This is a genomic window from Kitasatospora sp. NPDC097691 (assembly GCF_040302665.1).
Lineage (GTDB): Bacteria > Actinomycetota > Actinomycetes > Streptomycetales > Streptomycetaceae > Kitasatospora.
Genome location: NZ_JBEORY010000013.1, coordinates 131,209 through 151,808 on the forward strand (window position 1 = coordinate 131,209; position 20,600 = coordinate 151,808).

The following is a 20,600-nucleotide window of genomic DNA, read 5'->3' on the forward strand; positions in this document are numbered from 1 at the left end:
GTGCCCCGGTGGCCCGGCCGCCTCGGCCGGCTCAGGTGCCCCGGTGGTGGATCTCCTCCAGCACCGTCGCACCCAGCTCGCGGATGATCAGCTCCTGGCCGGAGAACACCTCCTCGTTGAGGTCCGGGTCGTCCTCCTCCGGGATGTCGTCCTCCGGGGCCACCGACTGCACCGGACGGGCCGGCGGCGCCGCGGCGGGCGGCGGGGCCTGTACGGGAGCCGACTGCACGGGCGGGGCCTGCACCGGCGCGGGCGCCACCACGGGCGCCGGAGCGGGCGCGGGCGCCGCCACGGCCGGCGGGGTGGCGGCCGGACGGGTCGGGGCTCCCCAGCCCCCACCGCCCTGGGCGCCCCCGGGAGCACCACCGCTCGGGGCGGCCCCGGCACCGCCGGACGGGTCGACGATGCACTCGATCCGCCAGTCCACGCCGAGCGCGTCGGCCAGCGCGGCGCGCAGCACGTCGTCACTGTTGCTGCCGACGAAGCTGTCCCGGGCACCGGCGTTGATGAACGACACCTGGAGCACGCTGCCGTCGAACCCGGCCACCTGGCCGTTCTGGCTGAGCAGGATCCAGGTGAAGCGGCGGCGGTTCTTCACCGCCTCCAGGATCTGCGGCCACAGCTGCCGGACCTGCGCCGCGCCCTGCTGCGCGGAGGCCGACGGCTGCCCACCGGGAACGGCCGCCGCGGGGGCCGGCGCGGGCACCGGAGCAGCGGCCGGGGCCGGCGCGGCCTGCGGCTGCGGCGCGGGCGCCACCGGCGCAGCGGGCGCCTGGGCGGGGGCGCCGCCACCGGCGGGCGGGAAGCTTCGCGGGATCGGCCAGGCACCCGGCGCGGGCCCGGCGGGCGCGGCGGCCTCTGCGGGCACGGCCGCAGGCGGCGGAGCCTGCACCGGCGCGGCCACGGGCGCGGCCTGCACGGGAGCCGCCACCGGCGCCTCCATCGCGGGCGCGGCAGCGGGCGCGGTGCCCGGTACGCCCAGCGGAGCCGCCCCGGGCACCGCACCCGGCACCGCGCCGGGCATCGTTCCCGGCACCGCCATCGGCGCGGCGAACCCGCCGGCCGTCGCCCGCCGCTCCAGCTTGTCCAGACGCGCCTGCAGCGACAGCTCGTCGCTGTACGCGCCGGGCAGCATCACCCGGGCGCAGATCAGCTCCAGCTGCAGCCTCGGCGCCGCGTTGCCGCGCATCTCGGTCAGCCCGGTGTTGACGATGTCCGCGGCCCGGCTCAGCTCGGCCGCGCCGAACGCGTCCGCCTGCGCCTGCATCACCGCGACCCGGTCGGCCGGGGCGTCGATCAGCCCCTTCTCCCCGGCGTCCGGCACGGTGGCGAGGATCACCAGGTCGCGCAGTCGCTCCAGCAGGTCGGTGACGAAGCGACGCGGGTCGTGCCCGCCCTCGACCACCCGGTCGATCACCTGGAACACCGTCGCCCCGTCGTGCGCGGCGAAGGCGTCCACCACCTCGTCCAGCAGCGCGGAGTCGGTGTACCCGAGCAGCGCGGTCGCCATCTGGTACGTGACGCCGCCCTCGGCCGCCCCGGCCAGCAGCTGGTCCATGACCGACATCGAGTCACGCACCGAGCCCGCCCCGGCCCGGACCACCAGCGGGAACACCGTGTCCTCGACCTGGATGCCCTCGCGGCCGCAGACCTCCGCGAGGTAGTCGCGCAGCGTGCCGGGCGGGACGAGCCGGAACGGGTAGTGGTGCGTCCGGGACCGGATCGTCCCGATCACCTTCTCCGGCTCCGTGGTCGCGAAGATGAACTTGAGGTGCTCCGGCGGCTCCTCGACCACCTTGAGCAGCGCGTTGAAGCCGGCCGAGGTCACCATGTGCGCCTCGTCCAGGATGAAGATCTTGTACCGGCTGTGCACCGGCGCGAAGAAGGCCCGCTCGCGCAGCTCGCGCGCGTCGTCCACACCACCGTGCGAGGCGGCGTCGATCTCGATCACGTCGATCGAGCCGGGTCCGCCGGTCGCGAGGTCCCGGCAGGACTGGCACTCCCCGCAGGGCGTGGGCGTCGGCCCCTGCTCACAGTTGAGACAGCGGGCCAGGATGCGCGCACTCGTCGTCTTGCCACAGCCGCGCGGCCCGCTGAACAGGTACGCGTGATTGACCCGGTTGTTACGCAGGGCCTGCTGGAGCGGAGCGGTCACGTGCTCCTGCCCGATGACCTCCGCGAAGGTCTCGGGGCGGTAGCGGCGGTACAGGGCTAGGGACACACCACCGACGATATCGGGACGGACCGACAAACGCGTCGCCCCGCACCCCCCGACCCCCGCACCAGCGGGCCCCGGGAACGCAAAGACCCCCCGTGCACCCGCCAGAGCCCTCCTACCCTTGCTGCCTTCCGGCCCTGGGGGGGTTCAGAGAGATAACGCCACACGAGGGGCTGACCCCCACACTACCGGATCCCGGCCCCGACGATCCACAGGCCACCCCCACTCCCCGGCCTGCGGGATAGGTGGTCGCGACCACCCCGAAACATGTACTAAGCTCTCCCTCGGAGGATTCGCCTAGAGGCCTAGGGCGCACGCTTGGAAAGCGTGTTGGGAGCAATCCCTCACGAGTTCGAATCTCGTATCCTCCGCCTCTGCCCGCCAGGGCAAACGAAGGCCCCGACCGCTCAGCGGTCGGGGCCTTCGTCGTCTCCGACCACCTGGTTCAGACGCCCACGGCGGCGGCCAGCACTCCGAGGCAGAGCACCATGCAGCCGGCGAACGCCGTGCCGGCCACGAAGACGGCCTCGTATCGGTTCGCGCCAGCGCTTCGCTTCAGCATGAAGGCCAACAGCGCGACGATCACGGAAGCGAGCGCGGCCACCAGCAGCCACGAGACTCGCATCACGACGGGCAGGTTACTCACCAGCGGATTCCTTTGCTGTGGGTCGGTCAAGCCGGGAGGAGCGGCCCTGGACGGGCCAGTGGGTACTCGATGGGGCCACGCCACCGATCAGAAGCGTCGCCAGCTCGCCACGCGCAGATTCGGCCGCGACGGCCACGTGGTGGTGGGCCGTGATCTGGCTGTCGAGGGCGTTCAGCAGTTCGCCGATCCGGCGCTGCTCTTCGAACGGGGGCAGGGACACCGGGAGCTGCTTCATCGCGCTGGTCTTGATCGAGTCGACGGTCGCCATCGCCGCCCGGTCCTTGATCCACGCCTGGACCTCCGGGAGGGAGAGGTAGGCGAGAACGAAGCGTGGGTCCACATCACACTCGAAGTCGTGCAGCCGGAGGAGATTGCCGTTGTAGAGGTAGCCGGCCTCCTCCGCCCCGACCAGGGCCACGGGCCCCACCGTCCCGGTGCGCGCGCAGAGGATGTCTCCCTCGCTCACCCGGAATCGCTCAAGCCGTCGCGCGTCGTCGAACGAGACCCTGCTGTCTTCGACGCCGTGGATCCGCCGGTTGCGCAGGTGCTTGGGGAGCAGCACCGGAACATCCCCGTCCTCGGAGTACATTTTCGGGTTCAGCATGGAAGGTGACGGACCGGCTTTGACCTGGCACAGCTCCTCCAGAAGAACGCTCCGCCATCCACTCGGAGGGTGCTTCCGAAGCTGGCCGGCTGCTGCGGCCTGTCCCCAGAGCGACCTGGCCGACCGGTCGAACGATCCCGCCATCGCCTCGGCCTCGTCGAGACCGTGGCGGGAGGCCTCCACCTCCGAGAGCGTCGCCACTCCGTATGTTCCGACGCTGACGTAGTCGACGGGGCTGACGGAGTAGCCTCGCGCCTCGATTTCCGCCACGGAGACGGAGCGGCCGAGTGCCCGCACGTCGTCGGGCAGCGGGGTCCCCCTGCGCAACGACAGGTAGATCTCCTCGACGAGCCGCACGTCGTCGGGACCCAGCTCCCTACGGGTCCGGGTGGCCATCGTGCCCAGCCCACGCGCGTTGATGAAGTGCACCTCGGAGCGCTTTGAGGATGGCGTCAGGATCCAGACGCAGGCCGAGACGGCCGTAGCGGTGAAAAGCTGCGGGGGCAGCGCGATGACACACTCGACGGCCCCGTCCTCGACCATGGCCTGTCGGATCACGCGTTCCCGCGGCTGGTCGGACACGGCCGCGTTGTCGGCCATGATGACCCCGGCTCGGCCATCGGTCCTTAGCGCGGACTGCACGTGCTGGAGCCAGGCGAAGTTGTCGTTGAACGGAGGTGGGGGTCCGTATCGCCAGTCTCCGGAACCAGTCCGACCGGATGCGGCGTTGAACGGCGGGTTGGCCAGAACGAAGTCCGCCCTGGTTTCCGACTGCCCCCCGGCGGCGAGCCAGGGGGCGCCGGCGTTGGCGTCCACCTGCGGCGCGACGCCGTGAAGCAGCAGGCTCATGGCGGTGCTGCGCAGCATGGCCTCGTTCGGTGCCCCAGCCGATACCGCCAGGGCTGGGGTGACGTCGGCGGCCGCCACCGCGGCCACGAGCAGTTCACCCCCTCTCGGGTAGGGGTCGTTGATCCAGCCCGCCGCATCCGCCGTCACGACCACCCGGCTCAGCAGCGTCGCGACCGCTCGTGGCGTGAAGGCTTCACGACTGTCCATGGCCACGACGTCGGCATACACATCGAGCAGATCCTGGAAGGCCTCCCGGTCGAGTCCGGCTACCAGGGCCAGCAACCGCGACACGTCGGCGTCGCGCCCGGGTTCCAGCTCCCGCAGTGCAGGCCTCATGGCCGGCGTCACGCCGTACTCCAACAGTTGCCGGTCCGTTCGCTCCCCGACCTCCCTGAGGAATGCCCCGGGATTCACCCTTGGACGGGCCTCGACCAGCCGCTCCAGGTCCGACCATTCCCCGCGGGCACCCCATCTCAGGAAGACCAGGCACATGAGCAGCGGAATGTATGTCGCGGGAGATCGTGCGCCCCACTCCCGTACCATCGGACGCTTCAGCAGCTCGGCCAGCGCCTGCCGGGACTGCGAGCGTCCGCGCTCGATCCTTGGGGCGGGAACGGCGAGTTGGGCGGCCTGGCCGGGCGCGGACGCTCCCTCGTACTGCCCCAGGGAGGCACGGACCCGGTCACCGTAGGTGACACCTGCGGGCTCCGCCGCGCCACGTGCCGGGTTCTGCACGGGCCGGGCATCGAGCCACCTGACGATGTCGGCGAGTCGGAACAGCTCCTTCCCGCCGGCCTGGAGCTCCCGAGGGAAGTCCGGGTGACGGCGCTGCCAATTTGTGACCGCCGACCGCCGAACGCCGGCCATGGCTGCGATTTCGGTCCGGGAGACGAGCCGCCCGCCCGCAGTCTGTTCACTCATCATGGTCCGCTTTCTCCGCGTCGATCGGATGCGATGAAGCGAACGTAGAGTGCCTGCCACTCGCAAACCAACTGCGCACTGAAGTGCGCAGTTGGTTTCATCACCGGCCGGCCTCACTGCTGACGCGCCATCACGCCCTACTGACTGCACACTACCTGGGTGTTTATCAGGCGAGCTTCGAAATCAGATGGCCGAGAGCGGTCCAGGCCCGCGATCCACTGTGAACACCTACACGCGAAGACAGCTCGGCCTGCGGATCCCGGGCCCGCCGCCTCGCCGGATCTGATCGCCACGCCTTCAGCGGCGGCTTGCACCCATCGCGATTGACTTCGGAACGTATTCCGAAGTAGGGTCGCCTCATGTCCACTCTCACCGTGTCGTTCTCCGATCTGTCGAAGAACTCCAAGCGGGTCGCCGACACCGTCGAGCAGGCCCAGCGCGTTCACGTCACGCGTCGCGACGGCGAGGATTTGTATCTGACCACAGAGCGTCACGACCGCCAGCGCGAGGAGACTGCCGCTGTCACCGCGCGGCTGTTCGCCGCACTGATCACCAGCGACGAGGGAGCACGCGCTGTCCTTCTCGCGCTCCCTGAGGTTTTTCCATGGACTCGACATCTGTCGGCCGAGGAGGTTCGAGAATTTGTCGTCGACCTCGTGAACGCCACCCGCGACGCAGTCGAGCTGGATGTCCACGCCAACCTGCACCGCGTGATCGTCGAGTGGCGCGCCACTGCCCGGATCCTGGCGGATCCCGAACTGGCCGCACAGCTCGCCGAGCCCCTTCCCGATGAGGACCACGGCGAGGTGCCAGCCCCGTGAGCCCCAAGCGCGGCGACGACGTGCCGCCGCCCCCGATCGGTGACGAGTGGCGAATGCGGTTCGCCACCAACGAGGCGGCCAAAGGGTGGGGCGATCTCTGCGCGGAGGCTCCCGGGAACACCCGGCGCTGCTTCGAAGCCCTCCGCACCAACCCCCTTTCGCTGACCAACCCGGATCGGCAGCACCGGCTGCGTGGTCGCCTGGCAACCCGCTCCCTCGGGGGGACCGAACTGCCGCAGTGGGAGTACGAGGTGACCGCCGGCGGACGCGTTCGCTACCTCGTTGACGAGCCCGGCCGAACTGTCCACCTCGTTGACGCCTCGCCGAAACATCCCAAGGACACCGACAGCTAGCCGAAACTCAAGACTGGTCGGCCACCGAAGTCGGGGGTGCCCTGGTCTCATTTCTGGTCTCGTTCACTCCCTACAGCCAGGTTCAAGGAACGACCATCAGCACGCTCCCGCGCTGGTCAGGACAGGGGCGGACGTCGGCGGACGGTGGCGAGGAGAATTGGAAAGCGTGTTGGGGGCAATCCCTCACGAGTTCGAATCTTGTATCCTCCGCCTTCGCCCGCCAGGGCAAACGAAGGCCCGGACCGCTCAGCGGTCCGGGCCTTCGTCGTTCCCGCCCTCGTTGGTACGTCATCCTTGTGATCCCGGCCGGCTCCGGCACGGGCATGGACGTCCTCCTCTACGGCGAGGTGCCCCATCAGTAAGAAGAGCGGATCGGCACTGGCCACGTGGCTGCGCGGTCTGGACGCGGCCGAGTTGGAGCGGGCCCTGACGGCGCGCCCGGACGCCGCGTCGGCTCCGGAGCCGCAGTCGATCGGTGAACTGGCGGACCGCCTCCAGCGTCCGGCGTCGGTGGCGCTGGCCCTGCCCCGGCTCACCCTGCCCTGCCTGCAGGTGGCGGAGGCCGTCGCGGCACTGGCGACCACATCGCGGGACGGTCTGGCCGGCCTCCTGGGCGCGACGCACGGTGATCGCGCCCACGGGTTGGCCGCCGCCCTGGAGGTGCTGGCCGATCGCGCCCTGGTGTGGTCGGACGGCGACGGCCTGCTGCACATGGCCGCGCCGCTGCGGAATGCGTGGGGCTCGCCGCTGGGGCTCGACGCACCGCTCGTGCGACTGCTCGCGGGCTCGAACTCCGACGAGCTGGGCCGCATGCTGGCGAAGATCGACATCAAACCCGTCGCCAACAGGAAGGCGGAGCGGCTGGCGGCGCTGGTCGGCCACCACAGCGATCCGGCCCGGGTCGCCGCGCTGGTGGCCAAGGCGCCCACAGCCGCCCGGAAACTCCTTGAGCGGTGGGCGCACAAGGCTCCGGAGCGACCGGGCTTCATCATGTTCGGGACTCCGCAGGCCGACTCCTCGCCCGGCGAACAGTGGGCGGTGGAACGGGGGCTGCTGATCCGGGAGCGGCACCGGTACGGGCCTGCCCGCATGCCCGCGGAGGTGGCGCTCTCACTGCGCGGCTCCGACTGGCACGCCCCGTTCACCCCCGTCGCGCCCGGCGTCCGGTCGGTGCCCGCCCCCGTCGTCGGCGTCGAACGGGAAGCCTCAGCCGCCTCGATGGCATTCGCCGCCCACGCCGTGTCCGTCCTCGCAGTGTGCGCCGCCGCTCCACCGGCCCGGCTCAAGGCCGGCGGGATCGGCGCCCGCGAGCTGTCCCGGATCGGCAAGGCGGCCCAGTGCGACGACCTCCTGGTACGCCTCGTGCTGGAGGCCGCGAGCGCGGCCGGGCTGCTGGCCCGGGACGGCGACCGGGTCGCGGCGACCGCGTCCTACGACACCTGGGCCGAGCAGGAACCGGCCGACCAGCTCGCCGCGCTGCTCCTGGCGTGGTGGGAGCTTCCGCTGACCCCCGGCGGGAGCCGCGACGAGGACGGGAAGGCGCTGCCGGCGCTCGCCGGGGCTCCGCCCTGCGGAGGCTGCGTACAGGCCCGGCACGGGCTACTCACAGCCGCCTCGCAGCTCCCGGCCGGCGAAGGCGCGACGAACCCGGCGGACCTGGGGGCGCTGCTCGTGTGGCTCCGCCCGCTCGCCGACGAAGTCCCCCAGGACACCACGCCGTTCGCCACCCTGATCCGGGAGGCGGAACTGCTCGGCGCACTCGCCCTCGGGGCCGTGTCCCCGATCGGGGCCGCCCTGCTCGCCGACGACGCCGAAGCCCTGACCGACGCCTGTCGGCGGCTGCTGCCCGCCGCCAGCGGGACCGCACGCTTCGGCAGCGATCTCACAGCCGTGGTCGCCGGTACGCCGTCAGCGCACCTCCTCGCGCTGCTGGACTCCATCGCGGACCGGGAGACCGCCGGTGCGGCGTCGGTGTGGCGGTTCAGCCCGGGCAGCGTCCGCCGCGCCCTCGACGCGGGCCTCACCCCCGACGCCCTGACTGCCGACCTGGGCGCCGTCGCCGTCGAACCGCTTCCCCAGCCGCTCTCGTACCTGATCCACGACGCCGCGCGCAGCCACGGCCGGGTGCGCGTCGTCCCCGCGGCCTGTGTGATCCACGGGGAGGAGCCCGCCCTGCTGGCCGAACTGGCCGCCCACCGCAAGCTCTCCCAGCTCGGTCTGCGGCAGGTGGCACCGACGGTGCTGATCAGCCGGACCCCACCGGACAAGACGCTCGTGGCACTGCGGGCCGCCGGCTACGCCCCCGTTGCCGAGAAGCCCGACGGGTCCGTCCGCATCGAGCGGGCCCAACGCCCCCGCGCGGCGAGCCCGGTCCCACCCCCGCGCCCGCCCGACATCCGGTCCCGCCCGCGACGGACGAACGACCGCACCACGGGCGTCCGGACCGCCGTCGACCCGCGCGCCCTCGCCATCCGTCTGCAGGACGCCCCACAGGACCTTCCGGAGCCCGACCCGTACGACGGCCGCCCCTACGCCAGTGACACCGAGGAGATCATCGCCGGGTACGCGCGCAACCTCTCCTTCACCGACGTCCGCCAGTTGGCCCATGCCGTCAACGACGGTCAAGCCGTCAGGATCGAGTACGTGGCCACCTCGGGCAACACGACTGTCCGCACGCTCAGCCGACTCGAACTGGACGCCCCCTACCTCCACGCCTGGTGCCACCTGCGGAACGACGAGCGGGTGTTCACCCTCTCCCGCATCCACGGAGTGATGCCCTCGTAGCCCCGGGCGGGATCGGCACCGTCTCGAAGAGGCGCCTGGTTGCAGTTCCTGTTGCATTCACCTCCGTCCAGCAGCGTTCGGAGTTCCGCCGACGGACGTCAGCCGGACTGGCTCCACGTCGCCATCTGATCCCGGAACGTCGGGCAGCTGACGATGTCCGTCTTGCCGCACTGGAGCGCATGGGTCAGGAGCTGGTGGGCGTGGTCGAGATCGACCATGCGCTGCTCGATCTCGGCGACCTTGGCGCGGATCATCGCCTGCCTGCGCGGCTGGTCCTGCTGGAACTCCCTGACCTCGGCCAGGCTCAGCCCGGCTTGCTGGAACTTGCGCAGCAGCACGATCCGCTCTGCGGCCTGCGGCGGATAGCGTCGCTGCCCACTCTGGCGTTCGGGCGCAGGCAGCAGGCCGTGGCGCTCCCAGAACCGGATGGCCGACGCGGGAACGTCGGTGATCTCGGCAAGCTGACCGATCGTCATGCGCATGCTCCGCCCCTTCTCCATTTCTCGTCGCCTCGTCCCGCCGGCCCGACGCTTGACTTGAACCTTAGTTCAAGTCGCAGAGTGGCCGGCACGTACAGCGGCGGCGAACCGGCCACCGCCGACAGGGAATTGGGAGATGAAGAGATGACAGACGCACCCGAAGAGAAGAACCGGGCCCATCAGCTCGTCGAGGCTGCCCGGCAGCTCTTCGTCGCCGGGGTGATGTCACACTCCGGGCACGCCAACCTGAGCGTCAGGCTCGACGCCGACCGCTTCCTGTTGACCCCGGGCTTCGTCCGCGACCTGGAGCCCCACCAGCTGGCGACCGTCGGTCTCGACGGGCAGGTCCTGGAAGGAGAACTGCGCTCCGTCAGCGCCGAGATCATCACCATGCACAGCGCCGTCTACCGCGCCCGCCCGCACGTGGGCGCGATCATCCACACCCACTCGCCCTCCGCGACGGCCTTCGCGGTGGCCCACCGGCCGCTGCCGTGCCGCACCGAACCGATGCTCCGCTTCGGACAGCCCGAGGACGTACCGGTGGTGCCCTGGGGCCCGCGCGGGTCGGACGTGTCGGTCCGGGGCATCGCCGACGTCCTGGAACGACGCCCGACGACGTCCGCGGTCCTCCTGGCCAACCACGGGTTGCTGGTGTTCGGCCCGGACGCGGCGGCCGCCGCCCACCTCGTCGTGGCGATCGAGGAGAGCGCCCAGGCCGAGATCGCCGCTGCGGCGATCGGCGGGGCCGTGGACTTCCCCGAAGGCGCCCTGGAGGCTGTCCGGGCCTCGATCGCACGGGTCTCGTCATGACCGACGACACCTTCGCCGAGCGTTCCGAAGTCCTGCGGGCCCGCTACCGCACGACGCTCGGAGCCGTCCCTCGCGCAGTGGAGGACCGTCTGCGGGTGGCCCAGGCATTCGGCCGGCTCCCCACGGAGGAAGCGTTCACGGCCCTGCGCCACATAGTCCTGGCCGACAGCCCACTCGGCGGTCGAGTGCAACAGTTGGTCCACTTCGGGCAGTTGCTGGCTCTCGGCCGGGCGGAACCGGCGCGGATCCACGCCCGCGGATCACTCCACGCGGGCGCCGTCATCGCCGACCTCATCGGGGTCGCCGAGACCGCGCTCATCACCTCGGGCACGCCGGCCTACGCGCTCGGCATCGAGATCATCGTCGAACTCCTGCAGGACGACGACGGCCAGGTCGGCTGACCACCGGAACACGGGTGACGCAGGACTCACGAAGTCGCCGTCCCAGGGTTCGGGAGAACGGGAGAGCGGGTCGGGGGCAACCCCTCACGAGTCGGAACCTCGTATCCTCCGCCTCCGCCCGCCAGGGCACACGAAAGGCCCCGACCGGTTCGCCGGTCGGGGCCTTCGTCGTCTCACGCCCCCGTCGGGGGACAGCGGGGCGGCGAGGGCGCTCGGGGTCAGGCCGCCTGTCCGGCCGGGCGGACCAGTCGGCGGCGGACGGCCCAGACCGCGGCGGCGAGGGCGAAGCCGTAGACGGACACGAGGCCGTGGCCGTTGTCCTGGGCGAGCCACACCGCCAGGCCGAGCGCGGGGACGCCGGCCGCCAGGGCGATCTCCTTGGGCAGGCGGGTGCGGGTGAGGAAGGCGAGGGCGAGGGTGGCGCCGAGGAAGTAGGTGGCGCCGGAGCTGCCGGCGAAGTTGCGGGGGTCGGTGCTGGGGCCGTCGCCGAAGCCGAGCAGGGTGTCGATCCGGCCGGGCAGCACGATGCCGGCGAGGAAGAAGGCGAGCGTGAGCGGGCCGCCCCAGTACCACTGGGCGAGCGCGGCGACGGCGGCGAGGGTGACGAGGTTCCACAGGCCGCCGAAGAGGCCGCCGTTCTGCATGAACACCGAGGTGAACTCGCGCCACCAGCCGGACTTGGCCGGGTCGGCGTCCAGCGCGTCCATGGCGCCGGACCAGGCCAGCTGCAGCGCGACGCCGCCCACGGCGAGGGCGGTCAGGGCGATCGCCGCCCACGGGAGCGGCCGCCCGCGCAGGGTGTCGCGGCCGACGACGCCGAGCCCGCAGTTGACCATCATGACCATCAGCGCGGCCGTGGTCACGTTGAAGACGATCGCCTCCATGTCTGGCCTCTCCCCCCGGTTGCAGCGCTTTCCAACGCCGTTCGAAACCTGATGGCGCAAAACTACCACAGCTTTTCGAACAGTGTTGGAAAACGCTGTACGGTGGCCGCATGAAGCTCACCAGGGACCGCATCGTCGACGCGGGCATGGCCGTCTTCGCCGAGGTCGGCTACCACAACCTGTCCATGCGCCAGGTCGCCGACCGCCTCGACGCCCACGCGGGCAGCCTGTACTACCACGTGCGCGGCAAGGACGAACTGCTCGCCCTCATGGCCGACCGGGTCTGCGTCCGGGCCCACGACGCCGGCACCGAGGCCCTCGCCGCACTCCCGCCCACCGCCACCTGGCAGGACCGCATCCACGCCCAGGCCACCACCCTGCGCCTGAGCATCAAGCAACACCCCGGCGGCGCCCAGCTCCTCGCCGAGAGCCCCGGCGTCCTCAGCATCGGCGCCCTCTCCCTGATGGAACGCCTGCTGCGCACCCTCCGCGACGCCGGCCTGCCCGCCGAGCACTGCGGCACCGCCGCCGACACCCTGCTCAGTCACATCACCGGCTTCGTCCTCCAGGAACAGAACCAGCCGGCCGCGCCGCCGCCCGTCACCCCCGAGCTCTACGCCGACCTGTGCGAACGCTTCCCCCTCCTCATGGACCCCTCGACCCCCCGCCCGAGCCAGGACGAGAAGTTCACCCGGAGCATCCAGCTGCTCTGCACCGGCTTCGCGGCACCTTCCTAGCGGCGGGAAGGGGCTCACGACGAGATCGCTTCGAGCCTCCGTCGGCACCGGCGACGGCTCCGGAGCCCGTACGCCCGCCCTCCTCCGGGTGTTGCGGACATGCTCAACGCGCCCCTAGCGTGAACGACCCCGCCGATCCATTCACCCGGAGGCTCACCTTGATGTTGCGTCACCTCAGAAGCGCGGCACGGGCGTTACTCGCGGCCGGCCTGCTCGTCACCGGCACGCTCGCCGGCGCGTCGCCGGCGGCCGCCGCCGCGGCACCGACGGCCCTGCCCGCGTCCGACTACACCCTCACCGCGGACTACCACCGGTACGACGCGCTCGACTCCGCCCTCGTCACGACACTGGGGACCTCCGCCGTACACACGGTGATGGAGAACGCGAACCACGACCGGCAGCCGCTCCCCTCGTCCTTCTCCGTCGCCGGCCTGTCCACCGGCTTCCGGTTCGACGACAACGACAACTCCGACTGCCAGAGCTACCCGCAGGGCATCACGACGAGCCGGGACGCCGTGGGAACCGCCGACAGCGGCAACTACGACGGCCACCAGCTCGTCCTGGTGAGCTGGTACACCAAGGACGGCTGCAACGGCGCCCAGCAGCGCAGCCGGATCACCCTGGCCGACTGGGACGCCACCTACCCCAACACCTACCGCAAGATCCTCCTGGTGGAGCCGACCGGCACCGCTGCGGCGCCGGACTTCAAGGACATCCCGATCCACGCCGGCGGCGTCTCCTGGTACGGCGACCACCTCTACGTCGCCGACACCGGGCGCGGCATGCGCGTCTTCGACATGCGCAAGATCCTCAACACCGATTCCGGCGGCACCGCCGACCAGATCGGCCGCCAGTCCAGCGGCGCCTACTACGCCCACAACTACGCCTACGTGCTGCCCCAGGTCGGCACGATCACCTCGCAGACGCCCCCCGGCAAGGACCTGGTGTGGTCCTCGGTCTCCCTCGACCGGGTGAGCAAGTCGATCGTGATGACGGAGTACACCTGCCAGTCGGGCTGCACCGACTACCCCAACCGCCCGCCGAGGGCAGTGCGCTTCCCGTTCGCAGCCGGGGCGACGACGTTCGCCGCGACGACGACCGCCGGTCAGGCCCTCCAACTGCCCTGGTACAACCTCAACGGCGTGGCATCCCACAACGGCCGGTGGTGGTTCGACTCGTCGGGGCAGAAGAAGCTCTACTACTGGACCCCGACCGCAGGCCCCGCCACCTTCGCCTGGGTCAGCGGCGGCGAGAGCCTCTCCTACTGGGAGGACACCACCGACCCCGACCTGCTCTGGTCGCTCCAGGAACCCGCGGGCGGACGCAACGTCTTCGCGGTCACCCAGGCCACCTACGGCGGCGGCTGAGCACCCGACCCCCACCGGCGCGCACGGCCGCCCCGGGCCCGACCCGGCACGGCCCGACCCGGTACAGCGCGGCACGGTACAGCGCGGCACGGCACGGCATCCATGACGACGAGGCTCCGGCTCCCCGGCCGGGGCCTCGTCTCACCCTGCCGCGGTGATCGCGTCGGCGAGCAGCGCGCGGTCGACGTGGCAGCGGCCGGCCGGCGGGGCGCGGAGTACGGGGGCGAGGTCGGCGGCGGAGACGGCCTTCGGCAGGAAGCCGGTCACCCCGGCCGCCAGAGCGTCGCGGAGTGCGGTGGCGTCGGAGTGGTCGGCGACCAGGACCGTCCGGCAGTCCGGGAGCAGGGTGCCGAGGGCCTCGGCGAGCCGGATGCCGTCGAGGCCGGGCAGGTCCAGGTTGGCCAGGACGACGTCGGGGCGGTACTCGACGGCCGTCACCAGGGTCTGCGGACCGGTCGCCGTCTGGGCCACCACGTCGAGGTCATCCTCCGGCAGCAGCGCGATCAGCCGCGCCCGGAGCTCGCGGATCCTCCGGTCGTGGTCGGCCAGCAGGACGCGGACCCGCGCCGGCCGGCCGGTCACCCCGCGGCCAGCCCTTCGAGCACCGAAAGGGCCTGCGACAGCGGCGCCGCGGTGGAGGCGTTCATCAGGCCCGTGGTGACGCTGAAGCCCGACTGCGGCGGTACCACGGCGATGTTGGGCCGCCGCTGCAGCACGTCGAGGTGCCGGAGGTAGGCGGGCGATTCGGCGCCGCCCGGCGGCAGCGCCGGGGCCAGCACGATGGGCGAACGGGTGCACTGGAGGGCGAGCATCACGGGGGTGTCCGCGAGCCCCAGGGCCAGTCGGGCGATGAAGTGGAAGCTGGCCGGGTAGACCACGACGCCGTCCGTCCACTGGGCGAGGTCCACGTGCAGGGCCGTGACCTCCGGCTCCTGCGGCCAGGTGTCCTGGAGCACCGGCTTGCCCAGGAGCGGCGAGAGCGCGACCCGGCTGACGAAGCGTTCGGCGGTCCGGGTGAGAACCACCCTGGTGTCGACGTCCGGGTGCTCGAGCCGGAGCCAGTTGAGCCAGAACGGGAGCGAGGCGACGCCCAGCGAGCCGGTGCCGACCAGCAGCAGCCGGCGGGCGGCCGATGCCGATGCCGACGCCGACGCCGACGCCGATGTCGGTGCCGTCGAGGGCTCCTCCGCGGTGACCGGGTCAGCCATGGGCGAGCGCCCCCTCGGCGTCGAAGATCTCCTCCAGGTCGGCGATCGCGGCGTGCACGCCCTCGGTGAGCATCACGCCCGCCGGGTTGAGGATGACCTCGTCCACTCCGCAGCGGCGGTACTCCTGGAGCGCCTCCGCGATCTCCGCCGCGGTGCCGGTCACGAACACCCCGGACTCCAGCAGCGCCCGGGCCCCGGCCTTGGGGTCCGCCGCGTCCACCGCCAGCCCGGCCTTGCGCAGCATGTCGGTGTAGTGGGCGGCCCCGAGGTGCGTGCCGGCTCCCCGGAAGGCGACCTGTTCGATGTCGCGGCCCGGCCGGGTGAGGGCGACGTGCACCACGGTCGCGATCCGCGGTGCGGTGGTGCCCGCGTCGGCGGCCCCGGCGGCGAGTTCGGGGGCCAGGGTGTCGCGGACGTACTCCGGCGGGGTCATCCAGGTGATCGCCACGTCGACCGCGCCGCCCGCAGTCCTGGCCATCCGGGGCCGCAGCACGCCCAGGCCGATCTCGACCGGCGGGGCGTGGAACGGCTGGATGCCGGTGTGGACGTCGTGGTACCGGCCCCGGTGGTCGACCTCCCCGCCGGCCAGCAGGGCCCGCACGGTGGTGGCGAACTCCAGCGCGGCGGTGCGTGGGCTCGCGAACGGCTCGCGCATCACCATCCGCTGGAACTCCGGGGCGCCGAGGCCGATTCCGGCGACGTACGGCTCACCGGTCAGGGCGGCGACCGAGCGGGCCTCGACCGCCGCGTGGTACGGGTGTCGCAGCGGCGCCAGGGCGACCCCGGTGGCGCAGGGCAGACGCATGCCCATGCCGGCCAGGGCCGCGAACACCTGGTGGCTCTCCAGGGTGAGCGACTGGCCGATCCACAGGCGGCGGGCCGTCCTGCGTTCCACGAAGCGGGCGAGCGGGACGACCTGGTGGATCGACGACGGCTGGAGCGGGTAGACCACGGCGGTCTGGTGGGTGGCGGACGAGTCGGTGTCGTGCGCGAACACGGTTTCTCCGGAAGGGTCGTGGGAGGTTCCCGGGATGTCCCCGGCGGACGTCGGCGTCCGAGGCCGGGGACATCCGCCGGCGGACGTCTGCCGGGGACATCCGCGGCGGACGTCGTCGCGGGAGGTCCTCGGCGGTCAGCGAGCGGGGGCCGCGGTCGAGCTCAGGCGCCGCTCGGCGAGTCGGCTGCCGGACTCCTTCCGGGCCATCCTGAGCAGCAGGCGGGGCGCGAGGGCCAGGCCGAGCACGCACCAGGCGGCGAGCACCCCGAAGGTCGCCGGGTGCTGCCAGCCGCCGGCGGCCTCGGCGACCGCCGCACCATCCGGCATGATGGCCGAACGGACGCCCTGGGCCATCCACTTGATGGGGAAGACGTCGGCGGTCCGCTGGAGCAGCCGCGGCATCACGGTGGTCGGGAAGAACACGCCCGAGATGGCGACCAGCCCGTACAGCGGGATCATCACCACGGCCAGGGCCTCGCGCGGGTTCGGCAGGACGGCACCCACCGCGGCCCCCAGCGCGCTGGCCGCGACGAGTCCGAGGCCCAGGACCCAGACCAGGGTGGCCCACTGCCCGACGGAGCCGGGCAGCGGCGAGCCGATGAACAACGCACCGCCGACGAGCAGGACGGCGGTGCCGACCACGACCACGAAGCCGACCACGCAGACCTTGCCCAGCAGGTAGGCGGGCATCCCGCCGGGCGTGCCGCGCATCCGCAGCAGCGTGCCGTCCTCCCGCTCCGAGGCGAGGATCTGCGCGAGCGTGGTGATCCCGGTCAGCGAGACCAGCGAGGCCAGCCCGCCGGCGATCACCAGCTGTGCCGCCGGGACGGTGGTCCCGGGGACGGGGTGGTCGGTGAACCCGGCGAACACCAGGAAGATGAACGGCAGGGAGAGGTGCGAGAACCACTCGCGCTTGCTGCGCAGGATGTGCCGGATCTCCAAGCCGCCGCGGTGCAGCCCGGCTCGGAGCGTACGGGGCGCGTTCACTGGGTGTCCTCCTGGTGGATCATGCGCAGATAGGTGTCCTCAAGGGTGGGGCGGTGCACCTCTAGCTCCGGGATCGGTCCGCCCAGACGGGTGTGGAGCGACCAGACGAATGCGGACGGGTCCGCGGTCGGCTCGGTGCGCCGGGTGCCGTCCTCCAGCCACCGGACCTCCGCCCGCGCCTGGATCGAGTCGGCCAGCTCCCCGGCGGTGCCGCAGGCGGCCACCCGGCCGCGGATCAGGATGGCGATCCGGTCCGCCAGCCGCTCGGCCTCGGCGAGGTCGTGCGTGGTGAGCAGGACGGTCATGCCCTCCTGCTGGCTGAGCCGCTCCACCAGGAGGTGGAACTCGCGTCGGGCGACCGGGTCGAAGCCCGTGGTCGGCTCGTCGAGGAACAGCAGCTCCGGCCGGCCGAGGATCCCGAGCGCCACGTCGAGCCGGCGCCGCTGTCCGCCGGACAGCTGGGCGGACGCCTGCCGCGCGTGCTCCTCCAGGCCGACCAGCCGCAGCACCTCGGCGGGGTCGCGCGGGTCGGCGTGGTAGCGCGCGAAGTGCTCGATCAGCTCGCCGACCCGCCACCGGGGGTGGTCCCGCCAGGACTGCATGACGATGCCGATGCGCCCGCGCCAGTCGCCGTCCGGCCGGTCGGGGTCGCAGCCGAGCACGCTGACGTCGCCGCCGGAGCGCCGGCGGAAGCCTTCGAGGATCTCGATCGTGGTGGTCTTGCCGGCGCCGTTGGGTCCGAGCAGGGCGAGTACCTCGCCGCGCGGGATGTCCAGGTCGACGCCGTGCAGGGTGTCGCGGCTGCCGTAGCGCATCCGCAGGTCGCGGACCCGGATCGCGAGGTCGCGGGATGGAGTCATGGGGCGTGCACCTCTTGGTGGTGGGTCAGACGGTCTGGAGTTCGCGGCGGGGGCCGAGCTGGCCGGCGACCAGGTCCCGGTACCGCGAACAGCGCTCCAGCAGTTCCTCGTGGGTGCCGGTGTCGACCACCGCGCCCGCGTCGAGCAGGACGATCCGGTCGGCGTGCAGGACGGTGGAGAGCCGGTGCGCCACGACGACGACGGCGCGGCTCCCGGCCAGCGAGTCGACGACGTCGCGCAGCCGCTGCTCGTTGATCGCGTCCAGCTGGGAGGTGGGTTCGTCGAGCAGGAGGACGTCGGCGTCGCCGAGCAGGGCCCGGGCGAGGGCCAGCCGCTGGCGCTGGCCGCCGGAGAGGTCGGTGGCCCGGCCCAGCACGGTGTCCAAGGCGTCGGGCAGCCGCAGGACGTCCTCGCGCAGCCCGACCCGGTCGAGCGCGTCGAGCAGGGCGGTGTCCCCGAGCGGCTCGTCGTAGCCGAGTTCGAGGTTCTCCCGGACGGTGCCCTCCAGCAGGGTGAACGTCTGGTCGACGTAGGCGACCCGGCGGCGCAGCTCGCGCAGCGGCCAGTCGTGGACGTCGCGGCCCAGCACCCGGATCAGGCCCGACCGCGCGGTGTCGAACCGGTCGGTGAGCGACAGCACGGTGGACTTGCCCGCGCCCGACGCGCCCACCAGGGCGGTCAGCCCGCGGGCCGACGCCGAGAAGGAGAGGCCCCGCAGCACCGGGTGGGCGCCGTGGGCGAAGGAGACGTCGGTGAACTCCACCGCGGCGGCGCCCGCGACCGGCTCCATCCGTACGGCGGCGCCCGCGACCGGCTCGATCCGTCCGGCGGTGTCGGCGGGGCCCTCCTCGGCCGGCAGCGCGAGCAGTTCGTCGAACCGCTGCTGCGCCGCCCGTCCGGCCTGGAGGCGGCCGACGCCGGTGGCGACCACGGTGACCGGGGCGACGAGCTGGAGCAGGTAGAGCAGGAAGGCCGCGAACTCGGGCACGCCGAGGTGCCCGTCGGCGATCCGCGCGCCGCCGCCCAGGATCACGCTCACCAGGGCGAGTTGCTGCCCGAGGTTGAGGACCGGGCTGATCAGGGACTGCAGCCGGGCACCGTCGAGCGCGCGGGCCGTGAGCCGCTGCGCCTCGTCCGACAGGTGGCCCGCGACCCGGGTCTCGGCGCGGTACGCCTTGACGGTGGGCAGTGCGTCGAGGGCGGCGGTGAACCGCTGGGCGAGCTCACCCAGCGCGGTCTGCTGGGTCGCGAAGTTCCGGCGGACCCGGACCATCACCAGGCCGATGATCGCGCCGGCCAGCGCGAACGAGCCGATCGTCACCAGCACCAGCACCCAGTCCAGCAGGGCCATCACGACCAGGGTGGAGAGCACGGTGAGGGCGGCGATGGGCAGTTGCACCACGCCGACGTCGACGATCGAGCGCAGCACCATGGCGTCCGAGGTGATCCGGGCGACCAGGTTGCCCGGGCCCTCGGCGCGGACGGTGGTCAGCGGAAGGCGCAGGGTGTGCGCCATCACGCGGTCGCGCAGGCGGAGGATCAGGAACTCGCCCAGCCGGGCGAGTTGCCGACCGGAGACGGTCGCGGTGACCGCTCCGGCGAGCGCGAGCCCGACCATGATCGAAACGGGCTCCAGCAACCCGCTGTGCCGGGCGAAGGCGGTCAGGACGTCCTTGACGACGATCGGCACGGCCAGGGCCGTCCCGGTCGAGACCAGGGCGAGCAGCGCGGCCCCCGCCAGCTTCCACCGGTCGCCGCGCAGCAGGTCGGCCCACAGGCGAATTCCCGGCGGGGCGGCGGAGTGTTCGGATGGTCCGGGCATGGTTGCGCGTCCTCGTCATTCGGGGGCGGAAGGCCGACGTCGATTTCGGCGCGACCTTTCTAGCAACTGCGGCGGGGCCGAAGAATCGCGTTAATGGGGGCCCGGGACGACGTGCAGGCCACGGTGGAGTGCGCCGCAAAAATGGCGCAGGACGGGCCCCGGCAAAGTTTCGGGCGCTCCGGACGGGAGTCGTTGCGCCCGCTTTCGTCCATTCATGTCCGCTTTGCTCCACGGGTGTCTTGCTGCATGCAGCTTGCTGCGCCCGGTACGAGCTGTACCCGCCGGGCTCCCGATCGGCAGACTTGGGACATCGAGGAGAGCGCTTCGAAAAGCGCTCTCCGAACCGAATTCAATCCGGGGGAATAAATGAAGGGAATCGTCTCCGCTCTCGCGGTCGCGTTCGTCGCCGTGGGGGCCTGGGGGGCCATCGCTCCGAAGGCCGAGGTGAATTCCGCGGCGCTGATCGGCCCGTCGGGCGTGGACTTCTCCGCGGCACTGACCGGCCCGTCGGGCGTGCACTTCACCGCGCCGATCGCGGTCGCGTACGACACCGCCTGGGGCAGCTGATGCCGGCCGGCGCGGGAACCGGTCGCGGCGCCCGGTGCGCGTCCGCGGTCCAGCTGGTCCTCGCGTCCACCGTCGCGTCCACCGCCGCCGTGCTCACCGTGCTCGCCGCGCAGTCGGCCATGAGGCGGCGTCAGGTCCGCCGTGCCCGCGCCGTGCTGGCGGCCACGCCGGTGGCCCGCCACCGGGACGCCGCCGCGGCCCCCGAGGCCTGGCCGGCCCGCCACACCCACTGGTGACGACGCGCCCGTGACACCCGCTGGTGACAGTGCGCCCGTCGCCCCCACC

At 72.3% G+C, this 20,600-nt stretch carries 20 protein-coding genes, 1 tRNA gene and 1 other RNA gene; 10 read left to right on the plus strand and 12 right to left on the minus strand.

Features of this window, described 5'->3' with window-relative positions:
* Nucleotides 1-31 precede the first annotated feature (31 nt).
* Entirely contained in the window at nucleotides 32-2,221 is a 2,190-nt protein-coding gene (locus tag ABTY56_RS12440) for a DNA polymerase III subunit gamma and tau (RefSeq protein WP_350628605.1), read from the minus strand.
* A 78-nt stretch (nucleotides 2,222-2,299) separates the two neighbouring features.
* Nucleotides 2,300-2,396, minus strand: an RNA gene (gene ffs / locus ABTY56_RS12445) — signal recognition particle sRNA small type.
* A gap of 108 nt (nucleotides 2,397-2,504) precedes the next feature.
* Here ffs and ABTY56_RS12450 point away from each other — a divergent pair.
* A tRNA-Ser gene (locus ABTY56_RS12450) sits at nucleotides 2,505-2,589 on the plus strand.
* Nucleotides 2,590-2,663: 74 nt separating this feature from the next.
* Here the strand turns inward: ABTY56_RS12450 and ABTY56_RS12455 are convergent.
* A complete protein-coding gene (locus ABTY56_RS12455) occupies nucleotides 2,664-2,864 on the minus strand; it encodes a hypothetical protein (protein WP_350628606.1) in 201 nt (66 codons plus the stop codon).
* Nucleotides 2,857-5,241 carry an N-6 DNA methylase gene (locus tag ABTY56_RS12460; RefSeq protein ID WP_350628607.1) on the minus strand — a complete coding sequence of 795 codons (2,385 nt, stop codon included), beginning with the start codon at nucleotides 5,239-5,241 and terminating at the stop codon, nucleotides 2,857-2,859. The genes ABTY56_RS12455 and ABTY56_RS12460 overlap by 8 nt, the downstream gene beginning before the upstream one ends.
* A gap of 356 nt (nucleotides 5,242-5,597) precedes the next feature.
* Here ABTY56_RS12460 and ABTY56_RS12465 point away from each other — a divergent pair, with 356 nt between their 5' ends.
* From ABTY56_RS12465 to ABTY56_RS12475, 3 genes are all read left to right on the plus strand, one after another.
* Entirely contained in the window at nucleotides 5,598-6,059 is a 462-nt protein-coding gene (locus tag ABTY56_RS12465; protein WP_350628609.1) for a prevent-host-death family protein, read from the plus strand.
* The gene (locus ABTY56_RS12470; protein ID WP_350628610.1) at nucleotides 6,056-6,412 is read left to right on the plus strand and encodes a hypothetical protein; all 357 of its coding nucleotides are present in this window, start codon (nucleotides 6,056-6,058) and stop codon (nucleotides 6,410-6,412) included. The genes ABTY56_RS12465 and ABTY56_RS12470 overlap by 4 nt, the downstream gene beginning before the upstream one ends.
* Before the next feature lie 414 nt (nucleotides 6,413-6,826).
* Nucleotides 6,827-9,196: a helicase-associated domain-containing protein gene (locus ABTY56_RS12475; RefSeq protein ID WP_350628612.1), complete on the plus strand. Its 2,370-nt coding sequence runs from the start codon at nucleotides 6,827-6,829 to the stop codon at nucleotides 9,194-9,196.
* Nucleotides 9,197-9,294: 98 nt separating this feature from the next.
* Here the strand turns inward: ABTY56_RS12475 and ABTY56_RS12480 are convergent, their stop codons facing one another.
* Nucleotides 9,295-9,678: a MerR family transcriptional regulator gene (locus ABTY56_RS12480; RefSeq protein WP_350628614.1), complete on the minus strand. Its 384-nt coding sequence runs from the start codon at nucleotides 9,676-9,678 to the stop codon at nucleotides 9,295-9,297.
* A 141-nt stretch (nucleotides 9,679-9,819) separates the two neighbouring features.
* Between ABTY56_RS12480 and ABTY56_RS12485 the strand changes: the two genes are divergently transcribed.
* Both ABTY56_RS12485 and ABTY56_RS12490 read left to right on the plus strand, forming a co-directional pair.
* Nucleotides 9,820-10,485: a class II aldolase/adducin family protein gene (locus ABTY56_RS12485; protein ID WP_350628616.1), complete on the plus strand. Its 666-nt coding sequence runs from the start codon at nucleotides 9,820-9,822 to the stop codon at nucleotides 10,483-10,485.
* Nucleotides 10,482-10,886, plus strand: a complete 405-nt coding sequence (locus ABTY56_RS12490; RefSeq protein WP_350628618.1) for a carboxymuconolactone decarboxylase family protein — start codon at nucleotides 10,482-10,484, stop codon at nucleotides 10,884-10,886. The genes ABTY56_RS12485 and ABTY56_RS12490 overlap by 4 nt, the downstream gene beginning before the upstream one ends.
* A gap of 218 nt (nucleotides 10,887-11,104) precedes the next feature.
* Here ABTY56_RS12490 and ABTY56_RS12495 read toward each other — a convergent pair whose 3' ends face one another.
* On the minus strand, nucleotides 11,105-11,770 hold the full coding sequence (locus ABTY56_RS12495) for a hypothetical protein (protein ID WP_350628620.1): 666 nt from the start codon (nucleotides 11,768-11,770) through the stop codon (nucleotides 11,105-11,107).
* A 110-nt stretch (nucleotides 11,771-11,880) separates the two neighbouring features.
* Here ABTY56_RS12495 and ABTY56_RS12500 point away from each other — a divergent pair, with 110 nt between their 5' ends.
* Complete coding sequence (locus ABTY56_RS12500; RefSeq protein ID WP_350628622.1) at nucleotides 11,881-12,507, plus strand: TetR/AcrR family transcriptional regulator; 627 nt, start codon at nucleotides 11,881-11,883, stop codon at nucleotides 12,505-12,507.
* 161 nt (nucleotides 12,508-12,668) lie between these two features.
* On the plus strand, nucleotides 12,669-13,874 hold the full coding sequence (locus tag ABTY56_RS12505) for a hypothetical protein (RefSeq protein WP_350628624.1): 1,206 nt from the start codon (nucleotides 12,669-12,671) through the stop codon (nucleotides 13,872-13,874).
* 141 nt (nucleotides 13,875-14,015) lie between these two features.
* On the opposite strand, the gene ABTY56_RS12510 is transcribed toward ABTY56_RS12505, so the two are convergent.
* The 6 genes from ABTY56_RS12510 to ABTY56_RS12535 form a co-directional block, all read right to left on the minus strand.
* A complete protein-coding gene (locus tag ABTY56_RS12510; RefSeq protein WP_350628626.1) occupies nucleotides 14,016-14,456 on the minus strand; it encodes a response regulator in 441 nt (146 codons plus the stop codon).
* Nucleotides 14,453-15,082 carry a flavoprotein gene (locus ABTY56_RS12515; protein WP_350628628.1) on the minus strand — a complete coding sequence of 210 codons (630 nt, stop codon included), beginning with the start codon at nucleotides 15,080-15,082 and terminating at the stop codon, nucleotides 14,453-14,455. The genes ABTY56_RS12510 and ABTY56_RS12515 overlap by 4 nt, the downstream gene beginning before the upstream one ends.
* The gene (locus ABTY56_RS12520; RefSeq protein WP_350628630.1) at nucleotides 15,075-16,079 is read right to left on the minus strand and encodes an LLM class flavin-dependent oxidoreductase; all 1,005 of its coding nucleotides are present in this window, start codon (nucleotides 16,077-16,079) and stop codon (nucleotides 15,075-15,077) included. The genes ABTY56_RS12515 and ABTY56_RS12520 overlap by 8 nt, the downstream gene beginning before the upstream one ends.
* Before the next feature lie 135 nt (nucleotides 16,080-16,214).
* A complete protein-coding gene (locus tag ABTY56_RS12525) occupies nucleotides 16,215-17,066 on the minus strand; it encodes an ABC transporter permease (protein ID WP_350628631.1) in 852 nt (283 codons plus the stop codon).
* Nucleotides 17,063-17,926, minus strand: a complete 864-nt coding sequence (locus ABTY56_RS12530; RefSeq protein ID WP_350628633.1) for an ABC transporter ATP-binding protein — start codon at nucleotides 17,924-17,926, stop codon at nucleotides 17,063-17,065. Before ABTY56_RS12530 ends, ABTY56_RS12525 begins: the two co-directional genes overlap by 4 nt.
* Before the next feature lie 25 nt (nucleotides 17,927-17,951).
* The gene (locus tag ABTY56_RS12535; RefSeq protein WP_350628634.1) at nucleotides 17,952-19,748 is read right to left on the minus strand and encodes an ABC transporter ATP-binding protein; all 1,797 of its coding nucleotides are present in this window, start codon (nucleotides 19,746-19,748) and stop codon (nucleotides 17,952-17,954) included.
* 366 nt (nucleotides 19,749-20,114) lie between these two features.
* On the opposite strand from ABTY56_RS12535, the gene ABTY56_RS12540 reads away from it, so the two are divergent.
* Nucleotides 20,115-20,315, plus strand: coding sequence for a hypothetical protein (locus ABTY56_RS12540; protein WP_350628635.1), 201 nt, complete (start codon nucleotides 20,115-20,117; stop codon nucleotides 20,313-20,315).
* The gene (locus ABTY56_RS12545; RefSeq protein WP_350628636.1) at nucleotides 20,315-20,551 is read left to right on the plus strand and encodes a hypothetical protein; all 237 of its coding nucleotides are present in this window, start codon (nucleotides 20,315-20,317) and stop codon (nucleotides 20,549-20,551) included. The genes ABTY56_RS12540 and ABTY56_RS12545 overlap by 1 nt, the downstream gene beginning before the upstream one ends.
* Nucleotides 20,552-20,600 lie beyond the last annotated feature (49 nt).

Coding starts and splice junctions, on each gene's coding strand:
- ABTY56_RS12460 (WP_350628607.1), bottom strand. CDS start 5,241: ATGATGAGTGAACAGACTGCGGGCGGGCGGCTCGTCTCCCGGACCGAA.
- ABTY56_RS12465 (WP_350628609.1), top strand. CDS start 5,598: ATGTCCACTCTCACCGTGTCGTTCTCCGATCTGTCGAAGAACTCCAAG.
- ABTY56_RS12480 (WP_350628614.1), bottom strand. CDS start 9,678: ATGCGCATGACGATCGGTCAGCTTGCCGAGATCACCGACGTTCCCGCG.
- ABTY56_RS12485 (WP_350628616.1), top strand. CDS start 9,820: ATGACAGACGCACCCGAAGAGAAGAACCGGGCCCATCAGCTCGTCGAG.
- ABTY56_RS12490 (WP_350628618.1), top strand. CDS start 10,482: ATGACCGACGACACCTTCGCCGAGCGTTCCGAAGTCCTGCGGGCCCGC.
- ABTY56_RS12495 (WP_350628620.1), bottom strand. CDS start 11,770: ATGGAGGCGATCGTCTTCAACGTGACCACGGCCGCGCTGATGGTCATG.
- ABTY56_RS12500 (WP_350628622.1), top strand. CDS start 11,881: ATGAAGCTCACCAGGGACCGCATCGTCGACGCGGGCATGGCCGTCTTC.
- ABTY56_RS12505 (WP_350628624.1), top strand. CDS start 12,669: ATGTTGCGTCACCTCAGAAGCGCGGCACGGGCGTTACTCGCGGCCGGC.
- ABTY56_RS12515 (WP_350628628.1), bottom strand. CDS start 15,082: ATGGCTGACCCGGTCACCGCGGAGGAGCCCTCGACGGCACCGACATCG.
- ABTY56_RS12530 (WP_350628633.1), bottom strand. CDS start 17,926: ATGACTCCATCCCGCGACCTCGCGATCCGGGTCCGCGACCTGCGGATG.
- ABTY56_RS12535 (WP_350628634.1), bottom strand. CDS start 19,748: ATGCCCGGACCATCCGAACACTCCGCCGCCCCGCCGGGAATTCGCCTG.
- ABTY56_RS12540 (WP_350628635.1), top strand. CDS start 20,115: ATGAAGGGAATCGTCTCCGCTCTCGCGGTCGCGTTCGTCGCCGTGGGG.
- ABTY56_RS12545 (WP_350628636.1), top strand. CDS start 20,315: ATGCCGGCCGGCGCGGGAACCGGTCGCGGCGCCCGGTGCGCGTCCGCG.